Annotated in this window: 20 protein-coding genes and 1 riboswitch; of the genes, 7 read left to right on the forward strand and 13 right to left on the reverse strand. The window is 54.0% G+C overall.

The genetic code is table 11. From position 1 onward, the window contains the following. Positions 1 to 17: 17 nt before the first annotated feature. Positions 18 to 638, reverse strand: a complete 621-nt coding sequence (locus EOS97_RS14025; RefSeq protein ID WP_000877511.1) for a YdcF family protein — start codon at positions 636 to 638, stop codon at positions 18 to 20. A 517-nt stretch (positions 639 to 1,155) separates the two neighbouring features. Here EOS97_RS14025 and EOS97_RS14035 point away from each other — a divergent pair. Then, on the forward strand, positions 1,156 to 1,575 hold the full coding sequence (locus EOS97_RS14035; protein WP_001103154.1) for a DUF4751 family protein: 420 nt from the start codon (positions 1,156 to 1,158) through the stop codon (positions 1,573 to 1,575). A 5-nt stretch (positions 1,576 to 1,580) separates the two neighbouring features. On the opposite strand, the gene araD is transcribed toward EOS97_RS14035, so the two are convergent. From araD to araB, 3 genes are all read right to left on the reverse strand, one after another. Beyond that, entirely contained in the window at positions 1,581 to 2,276 is a 696-nt protein-coding gene (araD, locus tag EOS97_RS14040; protein WP_000888683.1) for an L-ribulose-5-phosphate 4-epimerase, read from the reverse strand. A gap of 140 nt (positions 2,277 to 2,416) precedes the next feature. Beyond that, positions 2,417 to 3,919 carry an L-arabinose isomerase gene (gene araA, locus EOS97_RS14045; RefSeq protein ID WP_000151694.1) on the reverse strand — a complete coding sequence of 501 codons (1,503 nt, stop codon included), beginning with the start codon at positions 3,917 to 3,919 and terminating at the stop codon, positions 2,417 to 2,419. A 10-nt stretch (positions 3,920 to 3,929) separates the two neighbouring features. Next, the gene (araB, locus tag EOS97_RS14050) at positions 3,930 to 5,639 is read right to left on the reverse strand and encodes a ribulokinase (RefSeq protein WP_000951823.1); all 1,710 of its coding nucleotides are present in this window, start codon (positions 5,637 to 5,639) and stop codon (positions 3,930 to 3,932) included. Positions 5,640 to 5,979: 340 nt separating this feature from the next. Between araB and araC the strand changes: the two genes are divergently transcribed. After that, entirely contained in the window at positions 5,980 to 6,825 is an 846-nt protein-coding gene (gene araC, locus EOS97_RS14055; protein ID WP_000852385.1) for an arabinose operon transcriptional regulator AraC, read from the forward strand. Between the two features lie 118 nt (positions 6,826 to 6,943). After that, the gene (locus tag EOS97_RS14060; RefSeq protein ID WP_001148369.1) at positions 6,944 to 7,711 is read left to right on the forward strand and encodes a DedA family protein; all 768 of its coding nucleotides are present in this window, start codon (positions 6,944 to 6,946) and stop codon (positions 7,709 to 7,711) included. Positions 7,712 to 7,749: 38 nt separating this feature from the next. Here EOS97_RS14060 and thiQ read toward each other — a convergent pair whose 3' ends face one another. The 4 genes from thiQ to sgrR form a co-directional block, all read right to left on the reverse strand. Beyond that, positions 7,750 to 8,457, reverse strand: a complete 708-nt coding sequence (thiQ, locus tag EOS97_RS14065) for a thiamine ABC transporter ATP-binding protein ThiQ (protein WP_000915962.1) — start codon at positions 8,455 to 8,457, stop codon at positions 7,750 to 7,752. Continuing rightward, on the reverse strand, positions 8,441 to 10,051 hold the full coding sequence (thiP, locus tag EOS97_RS14070; RefSeq protein WP_000235639.1) for a thiamine/thiamine pyrophosphate ABC transporter permease ThiP: 1,611 nt from the start codon (positions 10,049 to 10,051) through the stop codon (positions 8,441 to 8,443). Before thiP ends, thiQ begins: the two co-directional genes overlap by 17 nt. After that, the gene (thiB, locus tag EOS97_RS14075) at positions 10,027 to 11,010 is read right to left on the reverse strand and encodes a thiamine ABC transporter substrate binding subunit (RefSeq protein ID WP_000915326.1); all 984 of its coding nucleotides are present in this window, start codon (positions 11,008 to 11,010) and stop codon (positions 10,027 to 10,029) included. The genes thiP and thiB overlap by 25 nt, the downstream gene beginning before the upstream one ends. Positions 11,011 to 11,041: 31 nt before the next feature. Continuing rightward, positions 11,042 to 11,141: riboswitch (TPP riboswitch) on the reverse strand. A gap of 46 nt (positions 11,142 to 11,187) precedes the next feature. Continuing rightward, the gene (gene sgrR, locus EOS97_RS14080) at positions 11,188 to 12,846 is read right to left on the reverse strand and encodes an HTH-type transcriptional regulator SgrR (protein ID WP_001139031.1); all 1,659 of its coding nucleotides are present in this window, start codon (positions 12,844 to 12,846) and stop codon (positions 11,188 to 11,190) included. Positions 12,847 to 12,938: 92 nt separating this feature from the next. Here sgrR and sgrT point away from each other — a divergent pair, with 92 nt between their 5' ends. Then, on the forward strand, positions 12,939 to 13,061 hold the full coding sequence (sgrT, locus tag EOS97_RS14085) for a glucose uptake inhibitor SgrT (protein ID WP_001248755.1): 123 nt from the start codon (positions 12,939 to 12,941) through the stop codon (positions 13,059 to 13,061). A 335-nt stretch (positions 13,062 to 13,396) separates the two neighbouring features. On the opposite strand, the gene leuD is transcribed toward sgrT, so the two are convergent. The 5 genes from leuD to leuL form a co-directional block, all read right to left on the reverse strand. Next, complete coding sequence (leuD, locus tag EOS97_RS14090; protein ID WP_000818267.1) at positions 13,397 to 14,002, reverse strand: 3-isopropylmalate dehydratase small subunit; 606 nt, start codon at positions 14,000 to 14,002, stop codon at positions 13,397 to 13,399. Positions 14,003 to 14,012: 10 nt separating this feature from the next. After that, positions 14,013 to 15,413 (reverse strand): 3-isopropylmalate dehydratase large subunit, encoded by a 1,401-nt coding sequence (gene leuC / locus EOS97_RS14095; protein ID WP_001140632.1) that lies wholly within the window; start codon positions 15,411 to 15,413, stop codon positions 14,013 to 14,015. A 2-nt stretch (positions 15,414 to 15,415) separates the two neighbouring features. After that, the gene (gene leuB, locus EOS97_RS14100; RefSeq protein WP_000042336.1) at positions 15,416 to 16,507 is read right to left on the reverse strand and encodes a 3-isopropylmalate dehydrogenase; all 1,092 of its coding nucleotides are present in this window, start codon (positions 16,505 to 16,507) and stop codon (positions 15,416 to 15,418) included. Continuing rightward, a complete protein-coding gene (gene leuA, locus EOS97_RS14105; RefSeq protein WP_000082819.1) occupies positions 16,507 to 18,078 on the reverse strand; it encodes a 2-isopropylmalate synthase in 1,572 nt (523 codons plus the stop codon). The genes leuB and leuA overlap by 1 nt, the downstream gene beginning before the upstream one ends. Before the next feature lie 87 nt (positions 18,079 to 18,165). After that, positions 18,166 to 18,252 carry a leu operon leader peptide gene (leuL, locus tag EOS97_RS14110; RefSeq protein ID WP_001575587.1) on the reverse strand — a complete coding sequence of 29 codons (87 nt, stop codon included), beginning with the start codon at positions 18,250 to 18,252 and terminating at the stop codon, positions 18,166 to 18,168. A 656-nt stretch (positions 18,253 to 18,908) separates the two neighbouring features. Here leuL and leuO point away from each other — a divergent pair. From leuO to ilvN, 3 genes are all read left to right on the forward strand, one after another. After that, complete coding sequence (leuO, locus tag EOS97_RS14115; protein ID WP_001115420.1) at positions 18,909 to 19,853, forward strand: transcriptional regulator LeuO; 945 nt, start codon at positions 18,909 to 18,911, stop codon at positions 19,851 to 19,853. Between the two features lie 321 nt (positions 19,854 to 20,174). After that, positions 20,175 to 21,899: an acetolactate synthase 3 large subunit gene (gene ilvI, locus EOS97_RS14120; RefSeq protein ID WP_000425612.1), complete on the forward strand. Its 1,725-nt coding sequence runs from the start codon at positions 20,175 to 20,177 to the stop codon at positions 21,897 to 21,899. Between the two features lie 2 nt (positions 21,900 to 21,901). After that, positions 21,902 to 22,393 carry an acetolactate synthase small subunit gene (gene ilvN, locus EOS97_RS14125; protein WP_001563086.1) on the forward strand — a complete coding sequence of 164 codons (492 nt, stop codon included), beginning with the start codon at positions 21,902 to 21,904 and terminating at the stop codon, positions 22,391 to 22,393. The last annotated feature ends 17 nt before the right edge of the window (positions 22,394 to 22,410 follow it).

A 22,410-nucleotide genomic window follows, 5' to 3' on the forward strand; every position in this document is an offset into this window, starting at 1 on the left:
GCTAATTATAACCTGTTTTAGGGGGTGATACTGTTATTTTGTACAGGCATATAACGTAAAAGCCGATATCCGCTGTAATAAAAAGTTTCTCGCAGTAAGAAGCGGGTTTTCGCCCACCAGGATTTATAGCGGGTGGATCGCGTGGGTGATGAGCGGCTATCGATACCATTATCCTGAGCGATAGTTTTCAGACGCAGCATATGCAGCGGATCGCTGACCAGTAATGCTGTGCGCCATTGTTGTTGTCGCAGTATCTGTTTTGCGTAACGAATATTTTCGCGCGTCACGGTAGAGCGCTCTTCAATAAAAATCGCCTTAGCCGGAATCCCTTTTTCCAGAACGTATTGACGGGCTATCGCCGCGTCGGAAACCGTTGCGCCAGCGCCGTAGCCGCCGGTTAATACCAACGCGCGGACAATGTGTTGTTGGTAAAGCCAGATGGCATGATCCAGTCTGGCCTGAAAAACGGGAGAAGGCGTTTTTCCGCTAACGCCTGCTCCTGCGACAATCGCGCAGTCAGCTACGCGCGTCTGGTTTTGCTGACTGAACTGATAAATAGCGATGGCATTATGGATAAACACCGTAGCCATAATGAGAATTATGCCTGCCGCGATTCTGATGATGTAGCGATATTTCATGAATGAGTTCGTTCCCCGTGACGGGTGTAATGGATATTTTAACGATAAAATGGCTTTTAGCGTCAGATATTTTTGCTGACGTATATTTATCAATATAATGATGCCGGTATATACAGCAGATATAATTATCCTATAACTGCTAATTTTGAATCATGTTTATTTACCATTTTTACCCATGTATTAGCTGTTTTGTGTCAAGTCTGTTTTCATACATTCAGTATTTTTCAGAAAGGCGCTTGTTCGAATCTGTTACTTATTTCTCGGATTAACAAAAAAGCGATATTTTTTGTTTGTTTTACTTAATGAAAAGTGTAACAATTTCATTTGGAACATCCGCACCGTCAGGTAGAAATATAATATTCCAATTGGCCGCTATGGTTAAATAAAAATGGATTACAGTGCGAATTCGTCGGGAACTCTCTGCATAATTTAATTTTTATTTTAGAATATAATTTTATTTTGACTTTCGGGTGCGGGTGTTTTTATCAAAATTTGTGGTATTCGGGAATGATCTTTTATGAATGTGAGTATGCAGGCGCGTCTGGTAGGGAGCGACCGTTATCTTTTCGTCAATACTCAACGCGCTAACCCTTCCATAAAAACCGTGAGTCGATTTTTTGAGTATAAAACATGGACAGAACAAATTTGGCGTACCGAGATTATTGAAAACGGCAATGCTTTTTTTCACTGGCAAGGACACGACAGAAAAAACGGACATCGGGATACCATTATTAATTATCTGTTAAATGGGCAACGCTGGCAGTCAACAATCGAAGATTATATTTTCTTCCATGCGCTGGAAGGAAAAGCGTGGCAGGGGCATTATGATAATATTATTGAATATGTGAGTTCTGATCATTACGTCTATCAAAGCGCATTTGCTGAATATATCACCGACCAGATTCATCAACGCGCCCCCCATGGGACGCGTTTTTAGAGGCATTACTGCCCGTAATAGGCTTTTGCGCCGTGTTTGCGTAGATAGTGTTTATCCAGCAGGGATTGCTGCATGTCGGGCAACTGCGGCGCAAGCTGGCGGCAGAAGATCCCCATATAGGCCACTTCTTCCAGCACGATGGCGTTATGCACGGCATCCTCGGCATTTTTACCCCAGGCAAACGGGCCGTGCGAATGGACAAGCACGCCGGGCATTTGAGCGGCGTCAATACCTTGTTTTTCAAAGGTTTCAACAATGACATTGCCCGTTTCCCATTCATACTCGCCATTAATTTCCGCCTCGGTCATTTTGCGAGTGCAGGGAATCGTACCGTAGAAATAGTCGGCATGGGTGGTTCCCGTCGCCGGAATCGGCTGACCCGCCTGCGCCCAGATAGTCGCGTGGCGCGAATGGGTGTGTACGATGCCGCCGATAGTCGGAAATGCCTGGTACAACAGACGGTGGGTTGGCGTATCGGACGACGGTTTCTTATGACCTTCAACGACTTCACCGCTCTCCAGACTGACCACCACCATATCGTCAGCGGTCATGACGCTATAATCGACGCCGGACGGCTTAATCACCAGTACGCCGCGTTCGCGATCGACGGCGCTGACGTTACCCCAGGTAAGGGTGACCAGGTTGTGTTTTGGCAGCGCCAGATTAGCTTCCAGTACCTGGCGTTTGAGATCTTCTAACATTGTTTTCTCCCTGCCGGATGGCGCTTCGCTTATCCGGCCTACGAGCGACGGTGTGCCGGATGGCGACATAAATGCCTTATTCGGCCTACAGGACCGTAGGCCCGGTAAATGCAGTGCCGCCGGGCAATCCGTTTCACCAATTAACGTTTGAACCCGTAATACACCTCGTTCCAGCGCAGCGCGTCCTTAAAGGCCGGCAGACGGGTATCATTATCAATTACCGCGATTTCGATATCGTGTATTTCTGCGAACTGGCGCATATCGTTCAGATCCAGCGCGTGGCTGAAGACGGTATGGTGCGCGCCGCCAGCCAGAATCCACGCTTCGGAGGCGGTCGGCAGATCCGGCTGCGCCTTCCACAGCGCGTTAGCTACCGGCAGTTTCGGCAGGGAGTGCGGCGTTTTTACGGTGTCAATGCAGTTGACCAGCAGGCGATAACGATCGCCGAGGTCGATCAGGCTGGCGACGATCGCGGGGCCGGTTTGGGTATTGAAAATCAAACGCGCCGGATCTTCCTTGCCGCCAATGCCGAGGTGCTGGACGTCGAGGATCGGTTTCTCTTCCACCGCGATGGACGGACACACCTCCAGCATGTGCGAGCCGAGCACCAGATCGTTGCCTTTCTCGAAGTGGTAGGTGTAATCCTCCATAAATGAGGTGCCGCCCTGCAGACCGGTTGACATCACTTTCATAATGCGAAGCAGAGCGGCGGTTTTCCAGTCGCCTTCGCCCGCAAAGCCGTAGCCCTGTTGCATAAGACGCTGTACGGCCAGACCCGGGAGTTGTTTCAGGCCGTGCAAATCTTCAAATGTCGTCGTAAAGGCGTTGAAGCCGCCCTGTTCCAGGAAACGCTTCATACCGAGTTCAATACGCGCCGCTTCTCGCACGTTCTGGCGTTTATCGCCGTGGATTTGGGTGGCGGGCGTCAGGGTATAGCTGCTTTCATACTCGTCAATCAGAGCGTTGATATCGCCGTCGCCGATAGAATTCACCACCTGCACCAGATCGCCGACCGCCCAGGTATTGACCGAAAAGCCAAATTTGATTTGCGCGGCCACTTTATCACCGTCAGTCACTGCGACTTCACGCATATTGTCGCCGAAGCGGCAGACTTTTAGCTGGCGAGTATCCTGTTTAGAGACCGCCTGGCGCATCCAGGCGCCGATACGCGTATGGGCCTCTTTATCCTGCCAGTGGCCAGTGACGACCGCGTGCTGCTGACGCATCCGCGCGCCGATAAAACCGAACTCTCGGCCGCCGTGCGCAGTCTGGTTCAGGTTCATAAAGTCCATATCAATGCTGTCCCACGGCAGGGCGGCGTTAAATTGGGTATGGAATTGCAGTAGTGGTTTGTTAAGGATACTCAGCCCGTTGATCCACATTTTGGCCGGGGAGAAGGTGTGCAGCCAGACCACCAGCCCCGCGCAGCGATCGTCATAATTGGCGTCACGACAAATGGCGGTAATCTCATCCGGCGAGGTGCCCAGCGGTTTTAATACCAGCTTACATGGCAGTTTGGCTTCGGTATTCAGCGCGTTGACCACATGCTCGGCATGTTGGGTGACCTGACGCAGGGTTTCTGCGCCATACAAATGCTGGCTGCCAATCACAAACCATACTTCATAATTATCAAAAATCGTCATTGTCGTGTCCTTAATGAGTCAGGATTGCCTGATTGGCCGGGGTCGTTGGCGCCGGCGCGGCAGTCGGAAGATAATGTTGTTCTGCGCTTAGCGCCCACTGCTGGTAGCGGCGGTAAAGCTGTTCGAAGCGTTGCGCCTGTTCAGGGTGGGGGCGCAGAGTGCGTTCTACCGCGCTCGCCATGCTTTGCTGGGCGGCTGGAATGTCGGCATGGACTTTCGCAGCGACGGCGGCAAAGATAGCGGCGCCTAATGCGCAACACTGGTCGGAAGCGACGATCTGCAACGGACGATTCAGTACGTCGCAGCAGACCTGCATAATGACCTGATTTTTACGGGCGATGCCGCCAAGCGCCATCACGTTATTGACCGCGATACCCTGATCGGTAAAACACTCCTGAATGGCGCGCGCGCCGAAGGCGGTCGAGGCGACCAGACCGCCAAACAGCGCTGGTGCGTCGGTGGCGAGATTGAGATCGGTAATGACGCCTTTCAGACGCTGATTAGCATTGGGCGTGCGGCGACCGTTAAACCAGTCGAGCACCACCGGCAGGTGATCCAGGGACGGATTTTTCGCCCAGGCGTCGGTGAGCGCTGGCAGTAGCTGCTTCTGGCTGGCGTTAATCTGGGGTTTCAGTTCCGGGTGCTGCGCGGCAAGTTGTTCCAGCGGCCAGCTCAACACGCGGCTAAACCAGGCGTAGATATCGCCGAAAGCAGATTGCCCCGCTTCCAGACCGATAAAGTTCGGCACCACGCTGCCGTCAACCTGACCGCAAATGCCTTTCACGGCGCGATCCCCGACGCTCTGTTTATCCGCAATCAGAATGTCGCAGGTAGACGTGCCGATGACTTTTACCAGCGTATTGGACTGTGCGCCCGCGCCGACCGCGCCCATGTGACAGTCGAACGCGCCGCCGGAAATCACCACGCTTTCCGGCAAGCCGAGGCGCTGCGCCCATTCGGCGCACAGGGTGCCCACGGGCAGATCGGCGGTGAAGGTTTCGCTAAATAACGGGTAGCGCAGATGACGGTTAATGCACGGATCGAGTTCATCAAAGAAGCTCGCGGGCGGCAGACCGCCCCAGCTTTCATGCCACAGTGTTTTGTGCCCGGCGCTGCAGCGGCCACGGCGGATATCTTGCGGGCGAGTGGTGCCGGAAAGCAGCGCCGGCACCCAGTCACACAGTTCAATCCACGAGACGGCGGCCTGCGCGACGGCGCTATCCTGGCGGGTGACGTGCAGAATTTTCGCCCAGAACCATTCGCTGGAGTAAATGCCGCCAATATAGCGGGAGTAGTCGACCTTGCCTGGCTTATGGCACAGACGAGTGATTTCGTCGGCCTCTTCCACCGCGGTGTGATCTTTCCACAGCACAAACATCGCATTCGGGTTCTCGGCGAACTCCGGACGCAGTGCCAGGACGTTACCGTCGGCGTCAATCGGCGCTGGCGTAGAGCCGGTGCTGTCAACGCCAATGCCAACGACATTTGCGCGTTGCGCGGCGCTTAATTGTGCCAGAACGGCTTTCAGCGCGGCCTCCATTGACTCCATGTAGTCGCGCGGATGATGACGGAACTGGTTGTTCGGGCCGTCGCAATAACGGCCTTCTTGCCAGCGCGGATACCACTCTACGCTGGTGGCGATCTCGTCGCCGGTGGCGCAGTCCACTGCCAGAGCGCGCACTGAATCACTGCCAAAATCGAGGCCAATTGCAATTGCCATCGTCTTACTCCATCCAGAAAAACAGGTATGGAGAAACAGTAGAGAGTCGCGGCAAAAACCGTCAGGCAGGATCCGCTAATCTTATGGACAAAAATGCTAATGCTTTGCAAAGTGTGACGCTGTGCAAATATTCAATGTGGACATTCCAGCCATAGTTATAGACACTTCTGTTACTTAATTTTATCGCCTGAACTGTACGCTTTTGTTACAAAGCGCTTTTCACAAGCGGGGTTGATACGTGCTTTCATCAAGCGCAAGGTCTTGCGGAGACGTAAGCTCTGTCGTCCTGGTCAATATGGACAATTTGTTTCTTCTCTGAACATCGGGGGGTAGAGAAATCATGGCTGAAACGCAAAATGATCCGCTATTGCCGGGATATTCATTTAATGCCCATCTGGTCGCCGGACTGACGCCAATTGAAGCGAATGGATACCTGGATTTTTTTATCGATCGTCCGTTGGGCATGAAGGGATATATTCTTAACCTGACCATCCGCGGAGAGGGCGTCATTAATAATAATGGCGAGCAGTTTGTCTGTCGGCCTGGCGATATATTATTGTTTCCGCCGGGCGAGATTCATCACTATGGACGGCATCCGGACGCCAGCGAGTGGTATCATCAGTGGGTTTATTTCCGGCCTCGCGCCTACTGGCAGGAGTGGCTGACCTGGCCGACAATCTTTGCCCAGACAGGATTTTTCCGCCCGGACGAGGCGCGCCAGCCGCATTTCAGCGAACTGTTCGGGCAGATCATCAGCGCCGGGCAAGGGGAAGGCCGCTATTCTGAGCTACTGGCGATCAATCTGCTGGAGCAGCTGTTGCTCAGACGTATGGCGGTAATTAATGAGTCGTTGCACCCGCCGATGGATAGCCGTGTGCGCGATGCCTGCCAGTATATCAGCGACCATCTCGCGGACAGTCATTTTGATATCGCCAGCGTCGCCCAGCATGTCTGCCTGTCGCCCTCCCGGTTATCGCATCTGTTCCGCCAGCAGTTAGGCATTAGCGTATTGAGCTGGCGCGAAGATCAGCGTATCAGCCAGGCGAAACTTCTGCTTAGCACTACGCGAATGCCGATAGCGTCCGTTGGGCGCAATGTTGGATTTGACGATCAGCTCTATTTTTCGCGGGTATTTAAAAAATGCACCGGGGCAAGTCCTAGCGAGTTCAGGGCCGGATGTGAATAAAAAGTGAATGATGTGTCCACAAAGATGTCATAAGCCGTAACTATTCGGATAATTGACGGCTTGACGAAGGGGGACGGGGTAAGCAGAATCCCTGCTTCATCACGCTGACGGACACACTATGCAAGCACTGCTGGAACACTTTATCACCCAATCCACTCTGTATTCGCTTATCGCCGTGTTGCTGGTCGCCTTCCTGGAATCGCTGGCGCTGGTGGGGTTGATTTTACCCGGCACGGTACTGATGGCGGGGCTGGGCGCGCTTATCGGCAGCGGCGAGCTCAATTTTTGGCATGCCTGGCTGGTGGGTATTATCGGCTGTCTGATGGGCGACTGGATTTCGTTCTGGCTGGGGTGGCGCTTTAAAAAGCCGCTACACCGCTGGTCTTTTATGAAAAAGAACAAGTCGCTGCTGGATAAAACCGAACACGCGCTGCATCAGCACAGTATGTTCACGATCCTGGTCGGACGTTTTGTCGGTCCGACGAGGCCGCTGGTGCCGATGGTGGCAGGGATGCTGGATCTTCCCGTGGCGAAATTTATTGGGCCGAACTTGATTGGCTGTTTGCTGTGGCCGCCGTTTTATTTCCTGCCGGGCATTCTGGCGGGAGCGGCAATCGATATTCCTTCCGATATGCAGAGCGGAGACTTCAAATGGCTGCTGCTGGCGACGGCGTTGCTGCTGTGGGTCGGAGGCTGGCTATGCTGGCGGCTGTGGCGCAGCGGCAAAGCGGCAGTCGATCGTTTAACCGCGTATTTCCCCCGCAGCCGTTTGCTGTATCTGGCGCCGTTGACGCTCGGGATCGGCGTGGTCGCGCTGGTGGTGCTGGTTCGCCACCCGCTGATGCCGGTATATATCGATATTCTGCGCAAAGTTGTGGGTTACTAACGATTCCTTTGCCGGATGGCGGCTTCGCCTTATCCGGCCTACAAAATATGGGATTTGATGCCCAATAGCGCTGAGGCGCTGGCTTGACCGCTTAGTAGCTCGTCTGTTTTGCCTTGCCACGCAATGCGTCCGTCGGCCACGACGATTGACCGGGGCGCAATTCGCGCCGCATCTTCCACGCTGTGCGAGACCATCAACAGCGTGAGCTGTCGCTCGCGGCAGATATCGCTGACCAACGTCAGCATCTCCTGGCGCAGCGCGGGATCGAGCGCGGAGAACGGTTCATCCAGCAGCAGTACCGGCTGTTCACGTACCAGGCAGCGCGCCAGCGCTACCCGCTGACGCTGGCCGCCGGACAGTTCGCCCGGTAAACGCGTCATCAGACTCTCAATGCCCATCTGACATGCGATAGCGTCCCGTTTTTCCCGCTGGCTGGCGTTGAGCGTTAACCCGGGGTTTAGCCCCAGACCGATATTTTGCTGCACATTCAGGTGGCTGAATAAATTATTCTCCTGAAACAGCATTGAGACCGGACGGCGTGAGGGCGGCGTAAGCGTATGATCGTCACCGGCAATCAGTAACGTACCGCTGGCAGGCGCAAGAAAACCGGCAATTAAATTCAACAACGTGCTTTTCCCCGCGCCGCTGGGGCCAAGAATCGCCACCTGCTCGCCGCGTTCTACCGCCAGCGTAAAACGCATCGGCAAATGATGGTAAAGCCAGGTGATATCAATCAGTTTTAGCATGTCGGCCCGGTAGTTTCTCTATGAGGGTAAATAACGTAAAGCAGAGCAGCAGCAGTATCAGCGCGGTCACCGCGCCGTCCTGGCTGCGGTAGGAGCCGATCTGCTGATACAGATAAAACGGCAGCGTGCGGAAATTGTCATTGCCGAAAAGCGCGACGACGCCAAAATCACCGATAGAAAGTACGCAGGCAAACGCCAGCGCCTGCGCCAGCGGACGTTTCAGCGCCCGCAGTTCCACGACCTTTAACCGCGACCAGCCTTCAATTCCTAATGACTGGCACAGCATTCCATAACGGGCGGTAATATCGCGCATTGGGTTTTCCAGGACTTTTAGCGCGTAGGGGATTGCCATCAGCGCATTGGTGAAAATCACGATGCCGTCGGCGGATTCCGGTAAGCCAACGCTGTTATTGAGCAGTAAAAAGAAGCCTGTCGCCAGCACGATCCCCGGCATCGCGAGGATCAACATTCCGCTGAGTTCCAGCGTTTGTCCGGCGAAGACTTGCTGGCGTTGGCGTAGCTCGCGGCTACTCCACAGTAGCATCATGGTCAGCACCACACACAGAACGCCCGCCGCCAGCGCAATGCGTAGCGATGTCCAGACAGCCTGCCACAGAATGGGTTGCGCCAGCACCTCCGGCAGGCTGCGGTTGACGCCATCGACCACCACGGCGACCAGCGGCGGAAGCAGCAGCAGCAGCGCCAGCACGATTAATAAGGCGTCCGTCAGACGGCTGTGGAGACGATCATCAGGATCGCGCCAACCCTGCGTCAGCGTCATCCCCGGCGCAATCGCTTTGCTCAGCCGTTGGCTTAGCAGTACCAGCGCCAGGCAGCAGACCATCTGGATTAATGCCAGCATCGCCGCGCGGGCGGGATCGTAGTCATAACTGAGCGCCTGAAAGATAGCCAGCTCGATAGTGGTGGCCTGCGGGCCGCCGCCGAGCGACAGGACCGTTGCGAAACTGGCGAAGCAGAGCATAAAAATCAGCGCCGCGACGGGCGGAATTTGGCGGCGCAGCCACGGCCATTCGACAAAGCGGAAAAAATGCCAGCCGCGCATACCGAGCTGGGCGGCGAGCTGGCGCTGCTCGCCGGGAATGCTTTCCAAAGATTGCAGCAACAAACGGCTCGCCATTGGCAGGTTAAAAAAGACGTGCGCCAGTAAAATGCCCTGCAAGCCGTAGGGGGAGAATGTCCACTGAAGCCCCAGCATCTGCCACAGCGAGGCCAGCCAGCCCTGACGGCCATACACGCTAAGAATGCCGAACACGGCAACCAGTACCGGCAGAATCAGCGTCATGGCGCACAGACGCAGCAGCGCCAGACGTCCAGGAAAACGGCGTCGATAAAGCGCGCGGGCGAGAAAAACCGCCGGGACCACAGACAGCACTGCGGACAGAAACGCCTGCCAGAATGAGAAGCGCACCACATGCCACAGGTAGCTATCCCGCCAGATTGTCGACCACGCGCCCGACGGCGCGTTCAGCCAAAGCGCCAGAAAGGCCGCCAGCGAGACGGTTATCATCAGCGCGGCGGCGCACAGCCCCGGAATCAGCCAGCCGGGAATTAACGGCTGACGGCGCGTTGCCATTCGCTAATCCATGCCTGGCGTTGTGCTGCCACTTGTTGCGGCGTGAATTCCAGCGTTGTGGCGGGTTTTGCCAATGATTCAAACCCTGCTGGTAGGGCGACGTCCGCTACCGGGTACATCCAGTTGCCGGTGGGTATGGCGTTCTGAAACGCCGGAGAAACCATAAATTTGAGGAATTTCTCCGCCAGTTCCGGCTGCTTACTGGCGACGGTACGCGCCGCGACTTCTACCTGTAAGTAATGGCCTTCGCTGAAGTTCGCGGCGGCGTAATTGTCCTTCTTCTCTTCAATAATGTGATACGCCGGAGAGGTGGTGTAACTGAGCACCAAATCGCTTTCACCTTTCAGAAATAAACCGTAGGCCTCGCTCCAGCCTTTCGTCACCGTCACCGTTTTGGCCGCCAGTTTTTGCCAGGCCTGCGGCGCGTTATCGCCATAGACTTTGCGCATCCACAGTAACAGCCCCAGCCCTGGCGTACTGGTACGCGGGTCCTGATAAATCACCCGCCATTTTTGATCGCTCTCGACCAGTTCTTTCAGGCTTTTCGGCGGATTTTTCAGCTTGCTTTTATCGTAGACAAAGGCGAAATAGCCGTAATCGAACGGCACAAATGTGTCGTTTTTCCAGCCGCCGGGCACCTTGACCGCCTCATTCGCCACGCCGCTTTTGGCAAAGAGCTTAGTTTGCGTGGCCGCTTCCAGCAGATTGTTGTCCAGCCCCAACACCACATCGGCTTTGCTGTTCTTCCCCTCCATCCGCAGGCGGTTGAGCAGCGAAACGCCATCCTCCAGCGCCACCAGTTTCAGCTCGCAGTTGCAATCGGCTTCAAACGCTTTTTTCACCGCCGGGCCTGGCCCCCAGTCGGCGGCGAACGAGTCGTAGGTATAGACGGTGAGAACGGGTTTGGCGAAAGCAGGCGCCGCGCACAGGAGTAAAAGCGGAAGATATTTTTTTAACACTTTGCACCTCAGTTAAAGAGTGGCAAAGGACTTGAGAGGTAGCCTCAAATCCCTTCGCCGGCATTATCCGGATCAGGTTCGACGGGTATTTTCTCAGCGCGCGCATGAGCGCGGCACCCCGTTGAGTTCGGCGTTAGTGTAGTGATTTTGTTGCCGGGCAGCAATCAAGAGCTGGCGTTAAGGATCTGGCGGCGCAAACCACGCCGATTTAAAATCAAACCAGCCGAGGGTATTCATGCGCAGCCCGCGCATACTGCGTTGTCCCTGGATAATCAGCCAGTGGTGGATCAGCGGCACAATCGCTTTGTTGGCCAGCAGTTGCTGGCACCAGGTCGCCAGGTTCATCTCGCCAGCGCGCCACTGCGCGGCGTCGCCCTGCCAGTCGCGCGGAATGCAGTTCTGCAAGAGCGGTACTTCGCACAGGTGCGCGAACAGCGAGAAATCCAGCGGCAGCGTAAAGTTAGCGCTATTGAGCCAGATATCGCTTTCGATCTCGCCGGCGTGCCATTGATCGTAGTCGGTCTCCTGAATATGCAGATGCACCTGATGTTCAGCCAGAAGCGCGCTCATGATACGGGCGATAACCCGGTGCTCAATGTGTTCGCGATAGAAGGTCAGCGTGAGGGTTTCCAGCCCGGCGGGTTTTTCGCCCGGGCCTGGACGGGCGTGATGCCAGCGCGGTAAAAGCCCATAGGCCGGGAACCAGAGCTGCTGTAGCGGTTCATCGGCATGATAGAGTAAATTGGTGGGGGAGAGGACGTGGCTTACCCATTCTCTGACCTGCGGATGCGCGCCGCGCGGCGTTCTGGCGTCGAATAGCAGGTAATAGCACCCCTCTTCCAGTCGGCTTTCTATCGCTTTTTCACCGCCTTGTATCGGCCCTTCCAGCATCAAGCCGCAGGCCGGTTCTTCACTGATATCCGGCAGTACCCAGACGTTCACTTCGTCTATCAACGCCCGATAGCCGAAGTAGTCATCAAAGGCGAGTATCTTGAGTTGGTTCGGCGTATTACGCCGCACGGCATAAGGCCCGGTGCCGATAGGGTGGCTGGCGAAATTAGCCAGCGTTTCCCACTCCCGCGGCAAAATCATCGCCGGGACCTGGCCCAGCAGCCACGGCAACCAGCGATCCGGCTGGGAAAGATGAATATCCAGCGTCCACGCGGTAGGGGAGTCTATCTTTGTGATGTGCGAGTAAAGCGGAAGCGTATTGATACGCGTCAGCGAGGCGATGACATCTTCCATCTCCAGCTCGCGGCCATGATGAAAATGAATGCCAGGGCGCAGGTAGAAGCGCCACAGTAAAGGGGAAATTTGCTGCCAGTGGTGCGCAATGTCCGCTTCCAGTTCCCCGTTTTCCTCATTTACCCGCGTGAGCGAACTGAAAATTTGCCGGGCAATATGGGTTTCCGAGCGACGTAATGCGGTTCCCGGCAGGAGATTGTGCATCGGACGATAGTAAAGAACCCGCAGAATATGCCGCCCCTGGCGGAAGCTGCGTCCCAGATGGGAAATCAGCATTTGCCTGACAGCGCTTTTATCGCCGACCAGTTGTACCAGTTGATCGATTCGATCTTGTTCCAGCAGGTCTTCCGCCCGCTGCTGTTGCAGCGCCAGTCCGGTATACAGGAACGTCAGACGCGAACGCTTTCCGCGTCCGACCTCGGCTTCCCATGTTAGCCAACCGCGCGCCTGCATCGTATTTAGCAGCGTACGCATATGGCGACGCGAACAGTTCAGCAGATCCGCCAGCTCATTAAGCGTGGTGTCTTGCGTTTTACCGTCACAACATTGCCAGAGACGGATAAATTGTTGTTGCAGGCGACCTGAGGGCATAAAAGGGGAACTCCGATGAAAAACTCAGCAATTTTATTATCCCTATATTAGGCCAATAATATCTTTCGATGAAGCAAGAGGAAGAGGTCACTATGCGCCAGTTCTGGTTGAGATATTTTGCCGCGACGGAAAAAACGTCCTGGCTGGCTTGCCTGAGCGCGCCGCAGCGCTTAAAAATGCTCGCGGAACTGATGCAGTGGGAGGCGACCGATTGAAGCCAATTGCAGACATCATGTGTGACTGAGTATTGGTGTAGGCGATAGCCTAAAATCACCCGCCAGCAGATAATATCTGCTGGCTTTTTTTATTTCGGCTGTTTCTGGATGACGACGATGGGACGGCGTCTCAACGGGATTTATACGGCGGTTTCTGTGGTCACGCAGGTGATGACCGGGCGAGTAAAAGACGTATAAAAAATGCCGGAATATCCCCGGCATGAGCGACTGATGAGTAACCCGGCGCTTGATGGCGCTACGCTTATCAGGCCTACAGGATATAGTGGCAACCTGGTGATATTGCATAACCTGTAGGCCCGGTAAGGCGTGAAAGGTTACCGCATAAATGCCGGTTGTTTATTTTCGTAGGCGGCAATCGCGTCTTCGTGCTGCAGCGTCAGCCCAATGCTGTCCAGACCGTTCAACATGCAGTGGCGGCGGAAGTCGTCGATTTTAAAGCTGTAGGTCTTATCGCCTGCTTTCACCACCTGTGCTTCCAGATCCACTTCAAATTTAATGCCCGGATTGGCTTTCACCAGAGCAAACAGCTCATCGACCTGTGCGTCGCTCAGGGTTACCGGCAGCAGTTGGTTATTGAAACTGTTGCCGTAGAAGATGTCGGCGAAGCTTGGCGCGATCACCACTTTAAAGCCGTAGTCGGTCAGCGCCCACGGCGCATGCTCGCGCGACGAGCCGCAGCCAAAGTTTTCCCGCGCCAGCAGAATCGACGCGCCTTGATATTCCGGAAAGTTCAGTACAAATTCCGGATTTGGCTGTTGACCCTTTTCGTCCAGGAAACGCCAGTCGTTAAACAGATGGGCGCCAAAACCGGTACGCGTAACCTTCTGCAAAAACTGTTTAGGGATAATTGCATCGGTATCGACGTTGGCGGCATCCAGTGGGACAACCAGGCCGGTATGCTGGGTAAATTTCTCTGCCATGGTAGTTTCCTTATTTGATGCTGCGAATGTCGGCGAAGTGGCCGGTAACGGCGGCAGCGGCGGCCATCGCCGGGCTGACTAAATGCGTGCGACCCCCGCGGCCCTGACGGCCTTCAAAGTTACGGTTGCTGGTGGATGCGCAGCGCTCGCCCGGGTTCAGGCGGTCATTATTCATGGCCAGGCACATGGAACAGCCCGGTAAGCGCCATTCAAATCCTGCTTCGATAAAGATCTTGTCCAGACCCTCCGCTTCCGCCTGCGCTTTCACCGGACCTGAACCCGGTACCACCAGAGCCTGCACGCCCGGCGCCACTTTGCGCCCTTTGGCGACTTCCGCCGCCGCGCGCAAATCTTCAATGCGCGAATTGGTACAAGAGCCGATAAAGACTTTATCGATAGCAACGTCCGTTAACGGTACGCCAGGCTGTAAGCCCATATAAGCCAGCGCTTTTTCGGCGCTGGCGCGCTCAACCGGATCGCTAAAGGAGGCGGGATCGGGGATGATGTCGGTGACGGAAATCACCTGGCCCGGATTCGTGCCCCAGGTCACCTGCGGCGCGATCTCTTCTGCTCGCAGGGTGACGACAGTATCAAAGGTCGCACCGTCATCGGTTTTCAGCGTTTTCCAGTACTCGACGGCTTCGTCAAAATCGCGGCCCTTCGGCGCGTGCAAACGCCCTTTTACGTAGTTGAAAGTGGTTTCATCCGGGGCGACCAGACCGGCTTTGGCGCCCATCTCAATCGCCATATTGCACAGCGTCATGCGGCCTTCCATACTCAGCGCGCGGATAGCGTCGCCGCAAAATTCAACCACGTGCCCGGTGCCGCCGGCGCTGCCGGTTTTACCGATGATCGCCAGCACGATGTCTTTGGCGGTAATGCCCGGCGCGGCGTTGCCCGTGACTTCAATCTTCATGGTTTTAGCGCGCCCCTGTTTCAGAGTTTGCGTCGCCAGTACATGTTCTACCTCAGAAGTGCCGATGCCGAAGGCCAGCGCACCAAACGCGCCGTGGGTGGCGGTGTGGGAGTCGCCGCAGACGATGGTCATGCCCGGCAGGGTGACGCCCTGTTCCGGCCCCATCACATGGACGATGCCCTGATACGGGTGATTCAGGTCATACAGCTCGACGCCGAACTCGTTACAGTTCTTAATCAGCTCCTGCATCTGGATACGCGCCATTTCACCGGAGGCATTAATGTCTTTAGTCTGCGTCGAGACGTTGTGATCCATCGTGGCGAAGGTTTTCCCTGGCTGACGTACCGGACGATGGTGCGCACGCAGACCGTCAAACGCCTGCGGAGAGGTGACTTCATGCACCAGGTGGCGGTCGATGTACAGCAGCGGCGTTTCGTTTGGCGCCTCAAAGACCACGTGGGCATCAAATAATTTCTCGTATAACGTTTTGGCCATGATTACACCCCTTCTGCGACATAGCGGGCGATAATATCGCCCATCTCATCGGTACTGACTGCGGCAGCGCCCCTGGCTAAATCGCCGGTGCGAACGCCCTCTTCTAATGCGCGATTGATCGCCTGTTCAATGGCTGTTGCCGCATCGTTGGCATCCAGGCTGTAGCGCAGCAGCAGCGCCAGCGACAGGATCTGCGCAATTGGATTGGCGATATTTTTCCCGGCGATATCCGGCGCGGAGCCGCCAGCCGGTTCATACAGGCCAAACCCTTGCTCGTTCAGGCTGGCGGAGGGCAACATCCCCATTGAGCCGGTGATCATCGCGCATTCGTCGGACAGAATGTCGCCGAACAGGTTAGAGCACAGCAGTACGTCAAACTGCGACGGGTCTTTAATCAACTGCATGGTGGCGTTATCGATATACATGTGCGCGAGTTCCACATCGGGATACGTTTTCGCGACATCGTTGACGATCTCACGCCACAGGATAGAGCTTTGCAGTACGTTGGCTTTATCAATAGAGGTGACTTTACGGCGGCGTTTACGCGCCGATTCAAAGGCGATACGGGCAATGCGCTCGATCTCAAAGCGGTGATAAACTTCGGTATCAAAGGCTTTTTCGTACTGACCGCTGCCTTCACGGCCTTTTGGCTGTCCGAAATAGATCCCGCCGGTCAGCTCGCGCACGCACAGGATATCGAAACCGTTAGCGGCGATATCGGCGCGCAACGGGCAAAATGCTTCCAGTCCCTGATACAGTTTCGCCGGACGCAGGTTACTGAATAATTTGAAATGTTTGCGCAGCGGCAGCAGGGCGCCGCGCTCTGGCTGGCTTTCCGGGGGCAAATTTTCCCATTTCGGGCCGCCGACGGAGCCAAACAGAATGGCATCCGCCTGCTCGCACCCTTCAACGGTGGCTTTCGGCAGTGGATGACCATGATTGTCGATAGCAATACCGCCGACGTCATAGCGGCTGGTGGTGATACGCATATCAAAACGGCTGCGTACCGCATCCATAACTTTCAGGGCTTGCGCCATGACTTCCGGGCCGATACCGTCGCCCGGCAGTACGGCAATATGATAGTTCTTCGACATTACACGGTTTCCTTGTTGTTCTCTTTATTTTGAGCTTTGCGTTGCAATTCTTTTTCAACTTCGGCGGCGCGCCAGATATTGTTCAGTACGTGCACCATCGCTTTGGCGGAGGATTCGACGATATCCGTCGCCAGCCCGACGCCGTGGAAGCGGCGACCATGATGGTTCACGACGATATCGACCTGACCCAGCGCGTCTTTGCCCTGGCCTTTGGCGTTCAGGTCGTATTTAACCAACTCAACGTCGTAGCCAGTGATGCGGTTAATCGCCTGATAGATGGCGTCGACCGGGCCGTTGCCGTTCGCCGCCTCGGCCTTGATCTCTTCACCACAGGCCAGCTTCACGGAAGCGGTGGCGATATCGCTGGAGCCGGACTGCACGCTGAAGTAATCCAGACGGAAATGCTCTGGTTCTTCTTGCTGTTTATTAATAAACGCCAGCGCTTCCAGGTCATAGTCGAACACCTGGCCTTTTTTGTCCGCCAGCTTCAGGAACGCGTCGTACAGGTGATCCATGTTGTAGTCTGTGTCCTTGTAACCCATCTCTTCCATGCGATGTTTCACGGCGGCACGGCCAGAGCGGGAGGTCAGGTTCAGCTGTATCTGGTTCAGACCGATGGACTCTGGCGTCATGATTTCATAGTTTTCGCGGTTCTTGAGGACGCCATCCTGGTGGATGCCGGAAGAGTGGGCAAAAGCGCCGCTGCCGACAATCGCTTTGTTGGCCGGGATCGGCATGTTACAGATCTGGCTGACGGTCTGGCTGGTGCGCCAGATTTCGTGGTGATTGATGTTGGTGTGTACGTTCATGATGTCTTTGCGCACTTTAATCGCCATGATCACTTCTTCCAGTGCGCAGTTACCGGCACGTTCTCCGATACCGTTCATCGCGCCTTCAACCTGACGCGCGCCCGCATGTACTGCCGCCAGCGAGTTGCCTACTGCTATCCCTAAATCGTCGTGGGTATGAACGGAGATGATAGCTTTGTCGATATTGGGGACACGTTCATACAGGCCGGAAATGATTCCCGCGAACTCAAACGGCATGGTATAGCCCACGGTATCGGGAATATTAATGGTTCTCGCGCCGGCGTTTATAGCGGCTTCCACCACGCGCGCCAGATCGTCAACAGGCGTCCGGCCAGCATCCTCGCAGGAGAACTCTACGTCATCAGTGTAATTACGCGCCCGCTTAACCATGTATACCGCGCGTTCGATGACCTCATCCAGCGTGCTGCGCAGCTTGGTGGCGATGTGCATTGGCGAGGTGGCGATAAAAGTATGGATGCGAAACGCGTCGGCGACCTTCAGCGCCTGTGCCGCGACGTCGATGTCTTTTTCTACACAACGCGCCAGGGCGCAAACGCGACTGTTTTTGATGGTGCGGGCGATGGTTTGGACAGATTCAAAATCACCCGGAGAAGAGACCGGGAAGCCTACTTCCATGACATCAACACCCATGCGCTCAAGGGCCAGGGCAATCTGCAGCTTCTCTTTCGCGCTCAGGCTGGCCTGTAACGCTTGTTCGCCGTCGCGTAAGGTCGTATCAAAAATAATGACTTGCTGGCTCATGATGTGGTCCTTGTCTCCAGGGGCGCCTTGCGTCAGGCATAAAAAAACCCGCGCAACGGCGCGGGTTTTGTTTGACTTCGAGCTGACTTAATGTTGAATGCCGCCCACCGGTCTACCGCGCACAATAAATGCGTTGAGTAGTAGTAGCCCAGTGAAACGAACGATATGTGACATTAATTCAGCTCCAGCGAATGCGTTATGCTTTTAGTGGTACTGGATATGCCGTTTAATGTCAACTCTATTTTCTGTCGCCATTGCATTTTGTTGACGATATCCGGATACGTACTTTAGCTAATTGTGCTGGGCTGCGCGTCCAATAAAGGATAAAAGAACGAGTGGACATTCATACTTTTCATTGTTTGAAATATTTAGGCATTTTTGTTTGCAAATTGGTTAGGGGAATGGCCTGTTAAAGGTATGCTAAAGGTTTGGTTTATCTTTTTGATTTGTTTTATATTTTAACAAATAACCTTGTTTACTTAATGGATAAGGATAAAGTTATTGATAAATTAATGTTAACTTTTTAGCTATTAATAATATAAACATTTAATTGAAACTTAAATGATCATTCACTTGGTGTATGATTGTGTATTCGCCATAGTTATGGTTATATTGCTTGCGTAATTTAAACATTATGAATCGCAATGGTGTGACTCAGGACACATTACGCTTGCGCTGGCATTCTATTTGTCACTGTCAGCGTCTTTATGTTTTCCGAATTTTAACGCTTTCCCTTTTTCTTATTTTATATGCATGGTAAATCATATTTTCAGGAATTATTTCTGCCTTCAGCCAGAAAAAGGGAGTTAAGCGTGACAGTGGAGTTAAATATGCCAGAGGTCAAAACCGAAAAGCCGCATCTTTTAGATATGGGCAAACCACAGCTTCGCATGGTTGATTTGAACCTATTGACCGTGTTCGATGCGGTAATGCAAGAGCAGAATATTACGCGCGCCGCCCACACGCTGGGAATGTCGCAGCCTGCGGTCAGTAACGCCGTAGCGCGTCTGAAGGTTATGTTTAATGACGAACTTTTTGTTCGATATGGACGAGGAATTCAGCCGACTGCCCGTGCATTTCAGTTATTTGGTTCAGTCCGTCAGGCGTTACAATTGGTGCAAAATGAATTGCCGGGATCGGGGTTTGAGCCGACCAGCAGCGAACGTGTATTCAATCTTTGCGTGTGCAGTCCGCTGGATAATATCCTGACGTCACAGATTTATAATCGTGTAGAAAAAATTGCGCCAAATATTCATGTCGTTTTTAAAGCGTCGTTGAATCAGAATACTGAGCATCAGTTACGCTATCAGGAAACCGAGTTCGTTATTAGTTATGAAGAATTCCGTCGTCCTGAGTTTACCAGCGTACCGCTATTTAAAGATGAAATGGTTTTAGTCGCCAGCCGAAAACACCCGCGTATTAGCGGCCCGCTACTGGAAGGCGATGTTTATAATGAACAACATGCGGTTGTTTCTCTCGATCGTTATGCGTCATTTAGTCAGCCGTGGTATGACACGCCGGATAAACAGTCGAGCGTGGCTTATCAGGGCATGGCGCTTATCAGCGTTCTGAACGTGGTTTCGCAGACGCATTTGGTCGCTATTGCCCCGCGCTGGCTGGCGGAAGAGTTTGCGGAATCGCTGGATCTGCAAATATTGCCGTTGCCTTTAAAACTGAATAGCCGGACATGCTACCTTTCCTGGCATGAAGCGGCTGGGCGTGATAAAGGGCACCAATGGATGGAAGATTTATTAGTTTCTGTTTGTAAGCGATAAAACCGGGCAGAATAAATCAGAAACAAATTCTGGTTTATTCTGCTTTTTAGCGTATATAAAAAATTTTATGCTGAATTAACGGTGAGCGATTCTTTTCGTCGTTGTGAAAAATAGATGAATTGCTGTAAGTCTGCATTTATAAACGATTATTTATTACCTGGTGTGATTCAGACGGAGTATTTCTCCATTTATTCTCTTCTTGCCTCCTGATTATTCTAACCTTCCCCATCTTTACGTCATTCCACCCAATTGCCAGGCGTGATAGCGAGCGGTTAAGGTGTCCGTCAAACCGTGATGACAGGTATAAAGTGGAGGCAAGCCGTGGAGATGTTGTCTGGAGCCGAGATGGTCGTCCGATCGCTTATCGATCAAGGCGTAAAGCAGGTGTTCGGCTATCCTGGAGGCGCAGTGCTTGATATTTATGATGCGCTACATACCGTTGGAGGGATCGATCATGTGCTGGTGCGTCATGAGCAGGCCGCGGTGCATATGGCGGATGGCCTGGCGCGAGCCACTGGCGACGTTGGCGTGGTGCTGGTGACTTCCGGACCGGGAGCGACCAATGCGATTACCGGGATTGCTACGGCCTATATGGATTCCATTCCGCTGGTGATTCTTTCCGGCCAGGTCGCCACCTCATTGATTGGCTATGATGCCTTTCAGGAGTGCGACATGGTGGGGATTTCCCGACCGGTGGTCAAACATAGCTTCCTGGTCAAACAGACGGAAGATATTCCCCAGGTGCTTAAAAAGGCCTTCTGGCTGGCGGCAAGCGGACGTCCTGGGCCGGTGGTCGTGGATTTGCCGAAAGATATTTTGAATCCGGCGAAAAAAATGCCGTATGCCTGGCCGGAGACGGTCAGTATGCGCTCTTACAATCCCACAACATCAGGACATAAAGGACAAATTAAGCGTGCCTTGCAAACGCTGGCGTCGGCAAAAAAGCCGGTGGTCTACGTTGGGGGAGGGGCGATAAGCGCGGCCTGCTATGCGCCGTTGCGCCACATCATTGAAACCTTTAACCTGCCGGTGGTCTCTTCATTAATGGGACTGGGCGCGTTTCCTGCTACTCATCGCCAGTCGTTAGGAATGCTGGGAATGCATGGCACTTATGAAGCCAATATGACCATGCATAACGCCGACGTGATTTTCGCTGTTGGCGTACGATTTGACGACCGCACGACGAATAATCTCGCTAAATATTGTCCGAACGCGACGGTATTACACATCGACATTGACCCGACGTCCATATCCAAAACGGTTAACGCTGATATCCCGGTGGTGGGCGATGCCCGCCTGGTACTGGAACAAATGCTGGAGCTACTGGCGCAGGATGCGCCGTCTCAGCCGCAGGATGATATTCGCGACTGGTGGCAGCAGATAGAGATCTGGCGCGCCCGTCAGTGCCTGAAATATGACGCGGAAAGCGAAAGCATTAAACCCCAGGCGGTGATTGAAACCCTCTGGCGTCTGACGAAGGGCGACGCTTACGTGACGTCCGATGTAGGACAACACCAGATGTTTGCCGCCCTCTATTACCCGTTCGATAAGCCACGTCGCTGGATTAATTCCGGCGGGCTCGGCACGATGGGTTTTGGCCTACCGGCTGCGCTGGGCGTTAAAATGGCCCTGCCGAAAGAAATGGTGGTCTGCGTGACCGGCGATGGCAGTATACAGATGAACATTCAGGAGCTGTCGACAGCCTTACAGTATGAACTGCCGGTACTGGTTCTGAACCTGAACAACCGTTATCTGGGGATGGTGAAACAGTGGCAGGATATGATCTATTCCGGTCGCCATTCTCAGTCTTATATGCAGTCGTTACCGGATTTTGTGCGCCTGGCGGAAGCATATGGCCATGTCGGGCTGCAGATTAACCGTCCGGATGAGCTGGAAAGTAAACTCAGCGAAGCCCTTGAGCATGTGCGTAATAACCGACTGGTGTTCGTCGATGTCACCGTTGATGGCAGCGAGCATGTCTATCCGATGCAGATTCGCGGGGGCGGGATGGACGAAATGTGGTTAAGCAAAACGGAGAGGACCTGATGATGCGCCGGATTTTATCGGTATTACTGGAAAACGAATCTGGGGCGTTATCGCGGGTTATCGGCCTCTTTTCGCAACGCGGATATAATATTGAAAGCCTGACCGTCGCGCCGACAGACGATCCGACGTTGTCGCGCATGACTATCCAGACGGTAGGCGATGAAAAAGTGCTTGAGCAAATTGAAAAGCAGCTGCACAAGCTGGTTGATGTGCTGCGCGTCAGCGAGCTGGGACAGGGAGCGCACGTTGAGCGGGAAATCATGCTGGTGAAAATCCAGGCCAGCGGCTACGGACGGGAAGAGGTGAAGCGTAATACGGAAATTTTCCGTGGTCAGATTATTGACGTTACGCCAACGCTGTATACCGTTCAACTGGCGGGCACCAGCGATAAACTGGATGCTTTTCTGGCCTCGCTGCGCGACGTGGCGAAAATTGTTGAAGTGGCGCGTTCAGGCGTCGTCGGGCTTTCGCGCGGCGATAAGATTATGCGCTGAGCAGATTCGCCGGATGA

It is taken from the genome of Salmonella sp. SSDFZ54 (genome assembly GCF_004010735.1).
Lineage (GTDB): Bacteria > Pseudomonadota > Gammaproteobacteria > Enterobacterales > Enterobacteriaceae > Salmonella > Salmonella enterica.

Bases quoted from the DNA above. Each gene is read 5' to 3' on its own strand.
- araC (WP_000852385.1), top strand. From the start codon at position 5,980: ATGGCTGAAACGCAAAATGATCCGCTATTGCCGGGATATTCATTTAAT.
- araB (WP_000951823.1), bottom strand. From the start codon at position 5,639: ATGGCAATTGCAATTGGCCTCGATTTTGGCAGTGATTCAGTGCGCGCT.
- sgrT (WP_001248755.1), top strand. From the start codon at position 12,939: ATGCGCCAGTTCTGGTTGAGATATTTTGCCGCGACGGAAAAAACGTCC.
- leuB (WP_000042336.1), bottom strand. From the start codon at position 16,507: ATGTCGAAGAACTATCATATTGCCGTACTGCCGGGCGACGGTATCGGC.
- araA (WP_000151694.1), bottom strand. From the start codon at position 3,919: ATGACGATTTTTGATAATTATGAAGTATGGTTTGTGATTGGCAGCCAG.
- leuD (WP_000818267.1), bottom strand. From the start codon at position 14,002: ATGGCAGAGAAATTTACCCAGCATACCGGCCTGGTTGTCCCACTGGAT.
- sgrR (WP_001139031.1), bottom strand. From the start codon at position 12,846: ATGCCCTCAGGTCGCCTGCAACAACAATTTATCCGTCTCTGGCAATGT.
- EOS97_RS14035 (WP_001103154.1), top strand. From the start codon at position 1,156: ATGAATGTGAGTATGCAGGCGCGTCTGGTAGGGAGCGACCGTTATCTT.
- leuL (WP_001575587.1), bottom strand. From the start codon at position 18,252: ATGTCACATATCGTTCGTTTCACTGGGCTACTACTACTCAACGCATTT.
- leuA (WP_000082819.1), bottom strand. From the start codon at position 18,078: ATGAGCCAGCAAGTCATTATTTTTGATACGACCTTACGCGACGGCGAA.
- thiQ (WP_000915962.1), bottom strand. From the start codon at position 8,457: ATGCTAAAACTGATTGATATCACCTGGCTTTACCATCATTTGCCGATG.
- araD (WP_000888683.1), bottom strand. From the start codon at position 2,276: ATGTTAGAAGATCTCAAACGCCAGGTACTGGAAGCTAATCTGGCGCTG.
- leuO (WP_001115420.1), top strand. From the start codon at position 18,909: ATGCCAGAGGTCAAAACCGAAAAGCCGCATCTTTTAGATATGGGCAAA.
- EOS97_RS14060 (WP_001148369.1), top strand. From the start codon at position 6,944: ATGCAAGCACTGCTGGAACACTTTATCACCCAATCCACTCTGTATTCG.
- leuC (WP_001140632.1), bottom strand. From the start codon at position 15,413: ATGGCCAAAACGTTATACGAGAAATTATTTGATGCCCACGTGGTCTTT.
- EOS97_RS14025 (WP_000877511.1), bottom strand. From the start codon at position 638: ATGAAATATCGCTACATCATCAGAATCGCGGCAGGCATAATTCTCATT.
- ilvN (WP_001563086.1), top strand. From the start codon at position 21,902: ATGCGCCGGATTTTATCGGTATTACTGGAAAACGAATCTGGGGCGTTA.
- thiP (WP_000235639.1), bottom strand. From the start codon at position 10,051: ATGGCAACGCGCCGTCAGCCGTTAATTCCCGGCTGGCTGATTCCGGGG.